14 protein-coding genes are annotated in these 12853 nt (G+C 67.2%); 5 read left to right on the top strand and 9 right to left on the bottom strand.

Annotation, left to right across the window (positions count from 1 at the left end):
* Positions 1 to 158 precede the first annotated feature (158 nt).
* Positions 159 to 479, top strand: a complete 321-nt coding sequence (locus tag DDT93_RS20480) for a DMT family transporter (RefSeq protein WP_109467752.1) — start codon at positions 159 to 161, stop codon at positions 477 to 479.
* 12 nt (positions 480 to 491) lie between these two features.
* On the opposite strand, the gene DDT93_RS20475 is transcribed toward DDT93_RS20480, so the two are convergent.
* The 8 genes from DDT93_RS20475 to DDT93_RS20440 form a co-directional block, all read right to left on the bottom strand.
* Positions 492 to 1055, bottom strand: coding sequence for a PqiC family protein (locus DDT93_RS20475; protein WP_109467751.1), 564 nt, complete (start codon positions 1053 to 1055; stop codon positions 492 to 494).
* A gap of 4 nt (positions 1056 to 1059) precedes the next feature.
* Complete coding sequence (locus tag DDT93_RS20470; protein WP_109467750.1) at positions 1060 to 3147, bottom strand: MlaD family protein; 2088 nt, start codon at positions 3145 to 3147, stop codon at positions 1060 to 1062.
* On the bottom strand, positions 3144 to 3779 hold the full coding sequence (locus tag DDT93_RS20465) for a paraquat-inducible protein A (protein ID WP_109467749.1): 636 nt from the start codon (positions 3777 to 3779) through the stop codon (positions 3144 to 3146). Before DDT93_RS20465 ends, DDT93_RS20470 begins: the two co-directional genes overlap by 4 nt.
* Positions 3746 to 4396, bottom strand: coding sequence for a paraquat-inducible protein A (locus DDT93_RS20460; protein ID WP_232825518.1), 651 nt, complete (start codon positions 4394 to 4396; stop codon positions 3746 to 3748). Before DDT93_RS20460 ends, DDT93_RS20465 begins: the two co-directional genes overlap by 34 nt.
* Positions 4397 to 4485: 89 nt before the next feature.
* Positions 4486 to 4836, bottom strand: coding sequence for a hypothetical protein (locus DDT93_RS20455; protein ID WP_157960239.1), 351 nt, complete (start codon positions 4834 to 4836; stop codon positions 4486 to 4488).
* 17 nt (positions 4837 to 4853) lie between these two features.
* On the bottom strand, positions 4854 to 5483 hold the full coding sequence (locus DDT93_RS20450) for a hypothetical protein (protein WP_109467747.1): 630 nt from the start codon (positions 5481 to 5483) through the stop codon (positions 4854 to 4856).
* A gap of 8 nt (positions 5484 to 5491) precedes the next feature.
* On the bottom strand, positions 5492 to 7729 hold the full coding sequence (locus DDT93_RS20445) for a xanthine dehydrogenase family protein molybdopterin-binding subunit (protein ID WP_109467746.1): 2238 nt from the start codon (positions 7727 to 7729) through the stop codon (positions 5492 to 5494).
* 2 nt (positions 7730 to 7731) lie between these two features.
* Positions 7732 to 8196 carry a (2Fe-2S)-binding protein gene (locus DDT93_RS20440; protein WP_109467745.1) on the bottom strand — a complete coding sequence of 155 codons (465 nt, stop codon included), beginning with the start codon at positions 8194 to 8196 and terminating at the stop codon, positions 7732 to 7734.
* A 214-nt stretch (positions 8197 to 8410) separates the two neighbouring features.
* Here DDT93_RS20440 and DDT93_RS20435 point away from each other — a divergent pair, with 214 nt between their 5' ends.
* The gene (locus DDT93_RS20435; RefSeq protein WP_198654922.1) at positions 8411 to 9397 is read left to right on the top strand and encodes an AraC family transcriptional regulator; all 987 of its coding nucleotides are present in this window, start codon (positions 8411 to 8413) and stop codon (positions 9395 to 9397) included.
* A 3-nt stretch (positions 9398 to 9400) separates the two neighbouring features.
* On the opposite strand, the gene DDT93_RS20430 is transcribed toward DDT93_RS20435, so the two are convergent.
* The gene (locus DDT93_RS20430) at positions 9401 to 10003 is read right to left on the bottom strand and encodes a LuxR C-terminal-related transcriptional regulator (protein WP_109467743.1); all 603 of its coding nucleotides are present in this window, start codon (positions 10001 to 10003) and stop codon (positions 9401 to 9403) included.
* A gap of 101 nt (positions 10004 to 10104) precedes the next feature.
* On the opposite strand from DDT93_RS20430, the gene DDT93_RS20425 reads away from it, so the two are divergent.
* From DDT93_RS20425 to DDT93_RS20415, 3 genes are all read left to right on the top strand, one after another.
* Positions 10105 to 11307 carry a substrate-binding domain-containing protein gene (locus DDT93_RS20425; RefSeq protein WP_109467742.1) on the top strand — a complete coding sequence of 401 codons (1203 nt, stop codon included), beginning with the start codon at positions 10105 to 10107 and terminating at the stop codon, positions 11305 to 11307.
* A 73-nt stretch (positions 11308 to 11380) separates the two neighbouring features.
* Positions 11381 to 12148, top strand: a complete 768-nt coding sequence (locus tag DDT93_RS20420; protein ID WP_109467741.1) for an ABC transporter ATP-binding protein — start codon at positions 11381 to 11383, stop codon at positions 12146 to 12148.
* Complete coding sequence (locus tag DDT93_RS20415; RefSeq protein WP_109467740.1) at positions 12145 to 12849, top strand: ABC transporter ATP-binding protein; 705 nt, start codon at positions 12145 to 12147, stop codon at positions 12847 to 12849. Before DDT93_RS20420 ends, DDT93_RS20415 begins: the two co-directional genes overlap by 4 nt.
* Positions 12850 to 12853: the final 4 nt, after the last annotated feature.

Raw genomic sequence — 12853 nt, 5'->3', positions numbered from 1 at the left:
CGGCCGGTGGTCTTTTTATCACCTTCAGCAAGGAACGAGGCGGGCGCCCTTGCCCCGGCAGCGGCAAGGGCCTACCTAGGCCGCGAGGCAACGTCCTCTCCCCTTTTCCGGGGTTTCATGTCCGGGACGGCCCGGCGATCTTGGAAAAGGAGGCCAACATGGCCTGGATCTATCTTGTCGTCGCCGGTTTGCTCGAAGTCGTCTGGTCGCTGCTGATGAAGCAGTCGGACGGGTTCACCCGGCTGTGGCCCAGCATCGGCACCCTCGTCTTCATGATCGGCAGCTTCGGCCTGCTGGCGCTGGCCATGCGCAGCCTACCCCTTGGCACCGCCTACACGATCTGGACCGGGATCGGGGCCATCGGGGCCTTTGGCGTGGGTATCGCGGTGCTGGGCGAGCAGGTCACCCCCATGCGGGTGGCCGCTGCCGCGCTGATCATCTGCGGGCTGATCCTGATGAAGCTGTCCTCGGATCACTGACCGCCCGGTGCGTCAGCGAAGCCGGCCCGCGATCTGCTGGGAGAGCGTCATCAGCGCGGCCCCGGTGGCGCGAGCGACACTTGCCGGATCGGTATCGGCCAAGGGCTGGGAGATATCGAAGCGCCCGACGCTTTCGCGGATGACGAGGTCGGGCGAGGCGATGGCATACTGACCGGCAAGGCGGTACTGGCCATCGTTCTGCGCCACCATGCGCTCGATGCGGACATCGACCTGCACGTCGGGGCGCCGCTCCAGTGTCCAAGGCTCGGCCATGACCGTGGCCGAGGCGGCGGCATCGAGGTTGCGCGCCAGCGCGAGGGTGACCCCGCGCGTGGGGTCTTCGGCCCAGATGGCGTTACGGACCGGGCGCAGCGCGCCGTCGGCCTGCTGGACGAGGATCTCCGACGCAGCGGCATAGGCGGGCAAGGTGACCTCGCGCATCTCGACGGTCGAGACCCGCACCCTTTGCTGCTGGGCCGGGACCGGCGCATCGACGAGGTAGCGCGCGTTGCTGTCGCCGCAGGCGGCAAGCAGCGGCAGCAGGGCGAGTGCGAGGGTGCGGGAGAGAACCGTCATGTCGTCACTTTCCGAAGAAGATCGAGTTGGGGTTGCGTTCGAGCTGGCGCATCAGGGTCGAGACCGAGCGGGCGGCATCGCGCAGTTCGCGCAGCACCCCGAGCGTTTCCCTGTTGAAGTCCGAGCGGTCGCCATAGGCCGCGATCAGCTGCTCGGAACGGGCGATGAGGCTGTCGAGACGCTGGGCCAGCTGCGGCAGGTCCGCCGTGGCCTTCTCGAGCGACTCGGCTGCCGATTGCGCCGAGGCCAGCGCGGCGTTGGCATTGTCGACGGCCCCGCCCTCGCGCAGTTGCCCGAGGATGGTGCGCACCTCGTCCAGCGCACCGTTCAGCGCGGCGGGCAGCGCCCGCGCCGCATCGGTGCCGATCAGCGCATCGGCGCTGTTCAGCAGGTCGGTGGCGGCGGCGACCAGTTCCTCGGCCTTCAGCTCCCGGGCCTTGACGGCGACGGCCTTGAGGTCCTCGACCAGTTCCGGCACGCCTTCGGAGGCGGAGGTCAGCGTGGTGGCGGCCTCGCTCGCGTAATCCAGCGCCTCGGCCAGCCGGTCCGCGATCCGCTGCTCGTTCAGGGCGGTGACCGTCGTGCGGAATTCGGCGATGGTGGCCTTCAGCTCGCCGGGGAGCGCGCGCAGTTCGTCGTCGTTGACCAGCGCGCGGGCATCGTCGATCAGCCCGACAACGGCCTTGGGCGCGGCGCGGGTGCTGGCGTCGGTGGCCAGCGCCTGGATCGAGCCCATCATGGTGGTGGCCTGCTGGATCAGTTCCTCGATCTTGAGGTTGTTGACCCGTTTCATCACCCCTTCCATCGTCGCGTTGATGTCCGGCAGGTCAGACGGGACGTTGGGCAAGATGGGATAGGGCTTGGCGTCGCGGTCGAGTTCGGCGGGCGGTGCGTCTGGCATCTCGACCAGTTCGACCACGAGGCTGGAGGTCAGCAGGCTGGCCTTGGTCAGGCGCGCGCGGACCCCGCTTTCGACGGCGGATTGCAGGAAGTCGAGGACCTCCTTCTCGCCCGCGCCGTCCGGCAGACCGAGCAGGCCGGGGTCGATCGAGAGTGTCACCAGCTGCTGCACCACGGGCTTGCCGCTGGCCTCGCTCACGAAGGCCGAGAGCGTCCCGACCTCGCCGATCTTGAGGCCCTTGTAGTTGAGCGCCGCGCCTGCGGTCAGGCCCGATACGCCCTGATCAAAGATGGTCGAGACGTTCACCGCGCGTTCTGACACGCGCGAGAAGGCATTGGTCCGGGCCTCGTCCTCGTCGGGGTAGAGTTCATAGACCTGCCCCGGCTCCATCGGGCCGCCGCCGGAGAAGAAGGTGTTGAACGACACCCCGCCGGACACCAGCGCGGCGATGCTGCCCACGTCGAGCTTGAGGCCCGCCGGGCCGAAGGAGACGTTGAAGCCCGAGGCATCCCAGAACCGGGTGGCGGTGGTCAGCAGCTTGTCGTGGGGCGCCTCGATGAAGGCGTCGATGATCACGCTGGTGCCGTTCGCATCGAGGCGCGGCGCCTCGGTGCGGCCCACCTTGACCCCCCGGTAGAAGACCGGCGACCCCGCCGCGAGGCTGGTTCCCTCGATGGCCTGAAGGGTGATCCGGGTGCCCTTTTCCCGGACGTCGACCAGCGGACGCTGCGCGAGACCTTCGAAGACGGTCTCCGGCGGGCTGTCGTTCGGCTCCCAGATGCCCTCGATGTAGACGCCGCTGAGCACGGTGGTCAGACCGGTGACCCCCTCGGCCGAGACCTCGGGGCGCACGACCCAGAACTGCGCGGTGTCGTTGATGTAGGGGGCCACGTCCTTGTCGACGCGGACCGAGACCAGCACCTTTTCCAGCCCGGAGGTGAAATGCACGGACTCGACAACCCCGATGGTGACGTCGCGATAGCGCAGACTGGTTTCCCCGGCGGTCACCCCGGCGGCGTTCTCGAAGGCGATCTGGATCAGGTCGCCACGCTCGGAATAGCTCTTCCACGTGATCGCGAGGGCGATCACCAGTGCGGCCAGCGGCACCAGCCAGATCGGCGAGAGGTTGCGCCACGGCGCACGGCGGCGCGGGCTCATCTCCATTTCGGCGGGGGTCGGTCTGTCGGTCATTCCTGATCTTCTTCGTCTGCGTCCCAGATCAACCGGGAGTCAAAGCTTTGTGCCGAGAGCATGGTAAAGGCAACCGACAAGGCAAAGGACACGGCTGCGACGCCGGGATGCACGCTGGCCACGAACTTGAATTGCACCAGCGCCGAGAGGATGGCCACGACGAAGACGTCGATCATCGACCATCGGCCGATGAATTCGACCACCTCGTAGAGGTGCTGGCGGGTATGGACGCGCAGCGCCGAGACATAGCGCACGCTGATGGCGAGATAGGCGATGGCGATGAACTTGCCGACCGGGATCATCACCGAGGCCGAGAACACGACTCCCGCCACGAAGTAGGAGCCGTGTTGCATCAGTTCGATCACGCCGCCGACGATGGTGTTCTTGGTCTCGTGCCCGAAGGTCGCGGTTCGCAGCATCGGGTAGATGTTGGCCGGGATATAGGCGACGAGCCCCGCCAGCCACCACGCCCAGACCCGCTGGAGACTGGCGGGCGCGCGGCTGTGCAGCGGCGCATGGCAGCGCCGGCACCGGTCGGACCCGGCGGCGTGAACCTTGCCGCAGACGCTGCAGGCCACGAGGCCCGCGCGCCGCGCGGTCAGGATTGGCTGCGCTCTTCCAGTGTTTTCCAAACCGTCAACCTGCACATGAAGGTATCCTTGAGCGCGGTGATCACCACCAGCGCGACGAAGGCCCAGAAGGCCGGGCCCACGTGGACCTGCGCCATGCCGCCGATCTTGACCAGCGCCACGGCGACGCCGACCACGAAGATCTCGGCCATCGACCACGGCTTCAGCGCCTCGGCCAGCCGGAAGGCCGGGATGGCGTGACGCGCGGGGCGTTCGCCGATCATCATCGGGCCAAGCACGTAGAGGATGGCGGCGAGGCGGATCGCCGGCAGCACCACGATCAGCGCGGCGACGGCGAAAGACAGCGGGAACAGCAGACCGTCGGAGAAGGCGGTGATCGCGTCAATCACCGAGCTTTCCTGCGAGAAGCCCGCCGCGCTGAGATCGAGGAAGGGAAAGAACACCGCCGCGACCATCAGGATCAGCGCCGAAGCGGCGAGCATGACGATCTGGGTCATCGCGCTGGCGCGCGGCGCCATCAGGGTGCTGTGGCAGCGGTGACAGCGGGCGATCTCGCCCACGGGCACGGGATGCAGGTTATGAAGCGCATCGCAGACCGGGCAGGCGATAAGCCCCTCCAGGTCCAAGTGCTCCGTCTGTCCGTCGTCCGCCAAGGCCACCTGCACCGCTCGTCCCGCAAAAACAAGAGACTAGCGCGCGGGGGGCGCAAAGCCAATATGACCTTGCGACACGGCGGAGGGGCGCCGGGTCAGGGCCGGGCGACGACCCGGCGGCCGCGCCAGAGCGCCACGAAGAGCGAGACCAGCGCCACGAGGTCCGCCGCGATGATCGCGTACCACAGGTAATCCGGGAGCAGCCCGCCGCCGACCATGGCGAAGGCGACGTTGGCCCCGACCAGCAGGACCACGAAGACGATGTAGGCAAGCCCGCGCCAGCCCCGGTTGATGCCCGCCGCGAGGAGCAGGTAGATCACGCCAATGGCGAGCAGGACCAGCGAGCCGCGCGCGAACCCGGCGAAGACCGGGCCGACGATGTGCAGGACCCCCGAGAGGGCGAGGAAGAGCCCGGCGCTACGCATGGGGGCAGAGGTGGTTCTCATGTCCGGTTCCTTCGCGGTCAGTTGGTCGGGCACGGCTGGCCCGCCGTCCCCCAAGCCAGAATGTCATCGACGTGCTGTTGCAGGCTGTAGGGCGCCCGGACGCGGGTGCCGCCGGGGCTCCAGCCCCAGAGCACGAAGCCCTTGTGCGCCGCGTCCTCGACGAGGTGCTGGGCGAGGCCCATCATGTCGCGCCCGCCGTTGCGCTCCGGGTCCTTGAGCTGGGCGCAGATCTCGGCGCTGGACTTGCCGAACCACTCGAACTCGACCGGGGCGAGTTGCCAGTCCAGCCCGACATGCGGCGCGGCGTGGGGCACGGTGTTCGGAGCGTCCGAGGTGATGTGACAGGTCGCGCACGGCAGGGTCTCGGCCCCCATCCGGCTCTCGCCGGCGTTGATGTTCATGCCGTGCGGGCGGGTCTTGCCGTAGCTCGGACCCGACCACATGGGCCGGTTGTCGGGGCCGGTGTGACAGTTGGCGCAGCGCGGGTTCGAGACCACCTCGTAGACCCTCTCCCACGCGGCGAGCCCGTCCTCGGTGCTGACCGAGCCCTCGGGCGGGACGTTGATCACGGCCTCGGCCTCTTCGGCGGCGAGCGGGTGCGCGAGGGCGACCCAGATGGACGCGACGGCGATGGCGATGCGGTTCATGGCGCGCCTCACAGGAAATCGACGAACTTGTTGAACGGCGCCTCGCGCAGGCGCTGCCCGGTGGCGGCGAAGATCGCGTTGGCAAGAGCCGGTGCGGCGGGCGGCACCGGAGGCTCGCCGATCCCCTTCGGATGGATGCCGTTCTCCAACCCCTTCACCAGTATCTCGGGGCACTGGTGCATCCGCATCCCCTCGTGGGTGTAGAAATTCGTCTGCTCGGCCATGCCATCGGCATAGGTGATCTCGCAGTTCATCGCGTGACCCAGCCCCCAGACCACCGCGCCCTGCATGTGGTTCTCGAAGTTCACCGGGTCGACGATGGTGCCCACATCGGCCACCACGCAGACCTTGTCGATGCGGATGCCCGCGTCGGTGGCGGTGACTTCGACCACCTCGGCCACCGGTACACCGAAGCTCTCGACCAGCGCGACACCGCGGCCCCGCCCTGCCCCGAGATCGCTGCCCCAGCCGGAGAGTTCCGCCGCCGCCTCGAGTACCTTGCGTGCGACATCGTAGGAGCAGAGGCGGATGCGTTCCTCCATCGGGTCCGTCCCGGCGGCGTGGCACAGCTCGTCGATGAAGCTCTCGATGTAGAAGCCGTTGCTGGAGGCCCCGACCGAGCGCCAGCTCGACGTCGGCGCAAGCTCGGGCACCGCGTAGCCGCGCACCCGGAGGTTCGGCAATGCGTAGGGCGCGTTCCACGCGCCCGCCACGATCTGCCCGTCCGGTCCGGGCACGCCCATGCCGATGCGCCCCATCTGCGAGCGCGAGGAGGAGACTGAGGCGATGGAGAGGTCGACCGTCTCGATCCGGCCGTTCGCCACCCGGCCCCGTCCGCGCGCCATGCTGATCTGGCGGGGGAAGTCCTGGGCGAAGTCCTCTTCGCGCGAGAAGGTCAGCTTGACCGGCGTACCGCGCATCTGGTTGGCGATCTCGGCGGCAAGGGTAATGTTCTCGAACTCAAGGCGATGCCCGAAGCTGCCGCCGCCGAACTGGTTGTGCAGGACGACCTGCCCGGCGTCGTGGCCGGTGACGGCGGCGACCTTCTGCTGCACGAAGCGGGGGAACTGGTGCGAGGTCCAGATCTCGGCCCCCTCGTCGGTCACCAGCGCAACTGCGTTCAGCGGCTCCATCGGCTGGTGCGCGAGGTAGGGCGTGCGGTACTCCGCCTCGACCACCCCATCGCCGTCCATCCCGGCTGCGACGTCGCCCTCGTTGCGCCACTCCTTGTCGAGCCGTTCCTCGGTGAAGGAGGCGCCGACCTCGGCCCAGTGGCCGTCCATCTCGGCGGGGTAAGGCGCGGGTGCCCATTCGAAGGTGATCTGGTCCAGCGCGGTCATGGCGCGCCATGTGTTGTCGGCGACCACGGCGATGCCGTTGGTGACCGGCACGATCTTCTTCACGCCGCGCATCCCCTCGGCGGCAGTGGCGTCATGGCTGACCAGCGCGCTACGGCGGGGGCTGACGCGGACGGCGGCATGCACCATGCTGTCCAGCTTGAGGTCGATGCCGTAGAGCTGGGCCCCGGTCGACTTGGCGACCACGTCGAGGCGCTGCATCGGCTTGCCCACCAGACGCCATTGCGACGGATCGCGCAGCGGTACGTCCTGAACCGGGTCCAGCGCGGCGGCCTCGGCCGCGAGCTCGGTATAGGGCAGACGGGTGCCGTCCGGCAGGAGGACGGCGCCGCCCTCGGTCTTGAGCTCGGACGCCGCGACGCCCGTGCGCTGCGAGGCCGCCAGCTTGAGCGTCTCGCGCGCGGTCGCCCCGGCGGCGCGCAGCTTGTTGAAGCTGTCGGCCACGGAACTGGAGCCGCCGGTGCCCTGAAAGCCCATCATCTTGAACATCGCGCCCATCGCCGAGCGCGTGGCTTCGGCCCCGAAGCTGTGGTCGGTCGAGAGGAACGGCGCGGCCTCGCCCGCCATCGCGGTGTTGTAGTAGGCGGCGGAGGGCTGTCCGAAGTCGGTGTCGAACTCGCCCCATTCGAGGTCCATTTCCTCGGCGATCAGCGCGGCCTGCATCGAGACCGCCCCCTGCCCGATGTCGGCGTGCGGGGTGATCAGGGTGATCCGGTCGGGCGAGATGCGAACCCAGGGGTTGAAGGTCGCCTCGCCACTGCCGAGCCCCTCGGCGAGAGGATTGGCATGGGGCTGGCGGACGGCGTAGGTGCCGAAGGCGACGCCGCCGGCGATGGCGGCGGACCCGACGAGAAAGCTGCGGCGCGTGATGGTCCTGAGACGTCCCATGATCAGGCCTCCTTCAGCTTGTCGGCGGCGGCGTGGATCGCCGCGCGAATGCGCACGTAGGTGCCACAGCGGCAGAGGTTGCCGCTCATGACCAGGTCGATTTCCTCGTCGCTCGGTTCGGGGTTCATGTCGAGCAGCGCGGCGGCCTGCATGATCTGACCGGACTGGCAGTAGCCGCACTGCGCGACCTGATGCTCGACCCAGGCCTGCTGCACCGCGTGCAGGGCGTCGGGCGCGCCCAGCCCCTCGATGGTGGTGATCTCGGCGCCCGGCTCCAGCGACCCGGCCAGCGTCTGGCACGAGCGGACCGCCATGCCGTCGATGTGCACCGTGCAGGCCCCGCACTGGGCGATGCCGCATCCGTACTTGACGCCGGTAAGCCCCAGCTCGTCCCGCAGAACCCAGAGCAGCGGCATGTCGTCCTCGACATCCGCCTCGTAGGTTTTCCCGTTTACAGTGAGTTGCATCCACCGACCTCCACTTTGCCGATCACGCTGCCTGCATCCAAGATAGCGCTAAACCGCCGCAAATGCACTTGCAGATCGCGCCAAACGGCTATCCGATGGCGCCATCGGACTTGCACATGACGCCAGCCCCTCGACAGTATGGGCCGGGACAGGAACGGTATCGTGACAGGGCCCGGGAAGGACAGCGAGAGTCATGGCGGCGAAGACAAGGTACATGAGCATCGGCGACATGGAGTCGATCTGCCGGATCGCGGGCATCTCGCCGGACCGTATCCGCAGGCGCGCGGGCCTTGGCAGCAGCATGGAGGAGTTGCGCCGCACGGGCGTCACGGCGTCGGAGTACTTCGCGCTCTGCACGGCGCTCGAAGAGGAGTCCGATCGCGCCGACCTGCCGGTCTTTCTGGGTCAGACCTCGGCGCGGGTGCCGCGCCAGTCCGAGATGCTGGCCTATACCTGTAGCCCTGACGTGGAGACGGGTATCCGGCGGCTGGCGCTGTTCAAGCCCCTGCTGGCGCCGGTGTCGCTGGGCGTGGAGCGGCGGCCGACGGGTCTGCACCTGACCTGCGCCGGCAGCGATCCCGACCTCGCCATTCCGACGAGCTACGTGGCGCTGCACGGCGTCTTCATCGTCGAACTGGTGCGGACGACAACTGCGGCGCATGTGGTGCCCCGGGCGGTGCACATGCCCGATCCGGGAGCGGCGCGCCCCGCGCTCGAAGCCTTCTTCGGCTGTGCCATCGAACCGGCGGCGGCCTCGGAGATCATCCTCTCGCACGAGGACGCCCAGCGCCCGCTGATCTCGGAGAACGAAGCCGTCTGGCGCGCGTTCGAACCGGACCTCCAGAAGCGTCTGGCGGCGCGCAACAAGGCCACCACCATGACTGAGAGGGTGCGCACCACGCTGATCGAGTTGCTGCCCTCGGGCGAGGTTTCGGCCGATGCGGTGGCCGACCGCCAGCGGGTCAGCAAGCGCAGCCTGCAGCGCAAGCTGAGCGAGGAAGGTGTCTCCTACCAGGCGGTGCTGGATGGCATCCGGTCGGAACTGGCAACGCGCTATCTGCGGCGGGGCGACCTGAGCGTCGGCGAGATCTCCTACCTGCTGGGGTTCCGCGATCCGAACTCGTTCTACCGGGCGTTCCAGAAGTGGACCCGGACCACCCCGGCGCGGGCGCGCCTCGACCTGATGGAAGCCCCGGGCTGACGCCTACCTGCCGCTGTTCGACACCACGTGATCGCCGTCGATCCCGCCGAGGGACTGGAACAGGCCGCCGGTGTTGCTGACCCCGAACTTCTTGAGCAGCTTGGCGCGGTAGACTTCGACCGTGCGGTGCGAAATATCGAGCCGCAGGGCGATCTCCTTGCTGGTCAACCCGCCCGAGAGATGGCTGAGAATCTCCCGTTCGCGGCGTGTCAGGGGTACGTAGGGCCGGGTTGCAGAGAGGTCGGCAAAGCTCCAGACCGCGCGCAGAAGCGGGGTTTCCGGCGTGAAGGAATGGCCCCGGACGCGGCACCAGAACAGCTTGCCGTCCTTGCGCGCCATGATCCGCTCGTCCCAGTAGGTGTTGGTTTCGCGCAGCTGTTTCACGCCCCGGTCACGGATGTTCACGAACTCTTCGTCCGATGGGTAAAGCATTGAGAACATTTGATCTCTCAACTCTTCCCGCTGGTAGCCGAACATCTGGGCAAAGGCGAGGTTGCAGTCGCGGATCACCCGGTTCTCGGTCACCACGAGGCCGACCGGCGCAAAGGTGTAGGCGATCTCGGCAAAGGTCCCGTCGCGAAAGCTTTCCTCGATACGTATTTCCACGATCTTGCCCCAACCGGCTCTTATCCGGATCCTTGGCGCGCAAGGTAGACGACGGGTTTTCAAGGCGCAACATGCGCCCGGCCCGTTGGAGGGAGGAAATCATGAAGACATTCACGCGGTTCGCCGCGACCTTTGCGGCGGCCATCGCATTCGCCGGTGCCGCCCATGCCGAGGACCCGATCAAGATCGCGCTTATCCACGGCCTGTCCGGTTCCAGCTTCGAAGCCTTCTCGAAACAGTCGCAGACCGGCTTCGAGCTTGGCATCGAGTACGCGACCAAGGGCACCAACATGGTCAAGGGTCACCCGATCGAGATCATCCAGAAGGACACCCAGTTCAAGCCGGACGTGGCCCGTGCCGTGCTGGCCGAGGCCTATGGCGACGACGACGTGCTGCTGGCCGTGGGCGCGACCTCTTCAGGCGTGACCAAGGGCATGCTGCCGATCGCCGAGGAATACGAGAAGATCCTGATCGTGGAACCCGCGGTGGCCGACAGCCTCACCGGCCCCGACAGCAACCGCTACGTGTTCAAGACCTCGCGCAACTCCTCGATGGACATGCAGGCGCAGGCCATCGCGCTGCAGCCCGACGAAAACCTCTACGTCGCCACCCTGGCCGAGGACTATGCCTTTGGCCGTGACGGCATCGAGGCGTTCAAGCACGCGCTGGATGGCAGCGGTGCGACCGTCGTTGCCGAGGAATACGTCCCGCAGGGCACCGCCGACTTCACCGCGGCGGCCGAGCGCATGTTCAACGCGCTGAAGGACAAGGAAGGCCGCAAGGTCATCCTGATCTACATTGCAGGTGGCGGCGACGCGCCCGGCAAGATCCAGGCGATGGACCCGACGCGCTACGGCATCGAGATCTCGATGGGCGGTCACATCCTGCCGGTTCTGCCGACCTACAAGCGTTTCCCCGGCATGGAAGGCGCGGTCTATTACTACTACGAGGACTACAAGAACGAGATCAACGACTGGCTGGTCGACGAGCACATGAAGCGCTTTGACACGCCGCCCGACTTCTTCACGGCGGGTGGCATGGCGGCGGCACTGGCCGTGGTCAAGGCGCTGGAAACGGCCGACAGCTTCGAGACCGAAGACCTGATCAAGGCGATGGAAGGCATGTCGTGGGAAACGCCGAAAGGCACCATGACCTTCCGTCCGGAAGATCACCAGGCGCTGCAGTCCATGGTTCACTTCAAGATCAAGGTGGATGACAACGTCGACTGGGCAATCCCGGAACTGGTTCGCATCATCGAGCCCGAGGAAATGGACATCCCGATCCTCAACAACTTCCAGGACTGATCGCCCGGAAAGGCATCCCGGCCCGGGCTCCTCGCGGGCCGGGATGCACAACGCACCAGCGGACTTCCATTCCATGACAAAGACTTCCCTCGCGACCCGCGATCTGACGATCCGTTTCGGCGGCCACGTCGCGGTGAACAAGGTGACCTGCGACTTTCATCCCGGCGAACTGACCGTGATCGTCGGCCCGAACGGCGCAGGCAAGACCACCTATTTCAACCTGATTTCCGGGCAGTTGACCGCCACCTCCGGCCGCGTGCTGAAGGACGGGATGGACCTGACCCGCATGGCGCCCTCGGCGCGCGCCCGCCACGGGCTGGGGCGCGCGTTCCAGCTGACCAACCTGTTTCCGCAGCTGACGGTTCTCGAGAACATCCGGCTGGCGGTGCAGGCCCGCGCCGGTCTGGGCTGGCGCATCCTGCGCCCTGTCGGGCGCTACAAGGCCATGACCGAGAAGGCCGAGCACTATCTCGAGGCGACCCGCCTGACCGGGCTTGCGCACCAGACGGCGGCCCTGCTGCCGCACGGCGACCAGCGCAAGCTGGAGGTCGCGCTGCTGATGGCGATGGAGCCGGATATCTACATGTTCGACGAACCGACCGCGGGCATGAGCCTCGACCATGCGCCCGACGTCCTCGACCTGATCGCGGAGATCAAGAAGGACCCGAGCAAGACCGTGCTGCTGGTCGAACACAAGATGGACGTGGTGCGCAAGCTGGCCGACCGGATCATCGTGCTGCACAACGGAGAGCTGCTGGCCGACGGCAAGCCGGACGAGGTGATGGAGAGCCAGATTGTGCGCGACGTCTACCTCGGCACCGCGACGGAGGAGACCGCATGAGCCTTCTCAAGATCGAGAACATGAAGACCGATATCGGGCAGTACGCGGTGCTGCACGGGGTGAGCTTCGACGTGCCCGAGGGCGGCGTCTTCGTGCTGCTGGGGCGCAACGGGGCGGGCAAGACCACCACGCTGCGGTCGATCATGGGGCTGTGGACCCCCTCCCCCGGGTCGGTGACCTTTCGGGGTGAGGACATCACCGGGCTGCACACCGCCGGGATCGCGCGCAAGGGCATCGCCTACGTGCCCGAGAACATGGGCATCTTCGGCGGCCTGACGGTGGAAGAGAACCTCATTCTCGCGACCGAGACCGGCAGCTTTGACCAGGCCCGGCTGAAGCGGATCTACGAACTGTTTCCGGCCATCGAGACCTTCTGGACCAAGCAGGCCTGGAGCCTGTCCGGCGGCCAGAAGCAGATGCTGGCGGTGGCCCGCGCGATCATCGAGCCGCGCGCACTGATCCTGATTGACGAACCGACCAAGGGGCTGGCGCCCTCGATCGTCGCGGCGATGGCCGAGGCGTTCCGCGAGATCGCGGAAACCACGACGATCCTGCTGGTCGAACAGAATTTTCATTTTGCCAAGAGCCTTGGCCGCGACATGGCGGTGATCGAGGACGGGCGTGTCGTCCATACCGGTACGATGGCGGATTTCGTCGCGGACAAGGCGCTGCAAGAGCGGCTGCTGAGCCTGTCGGCGTGAGGGA

The sequence above is a fragment of the Albibacillus kandeliae genome, assembly GCF_003116585.1.
Lineage (GTDB): Bacteria > Pseudomonadota > Alphaproteobacteria > Rhodobacterales > Rhodobacteraceae > Albibacillus > Albibacillus kandeliae.
Note: the sequence above shows the minus strand (reverse complement) of the source record. Positions and strands in the feature narration are given on the sequence as shown.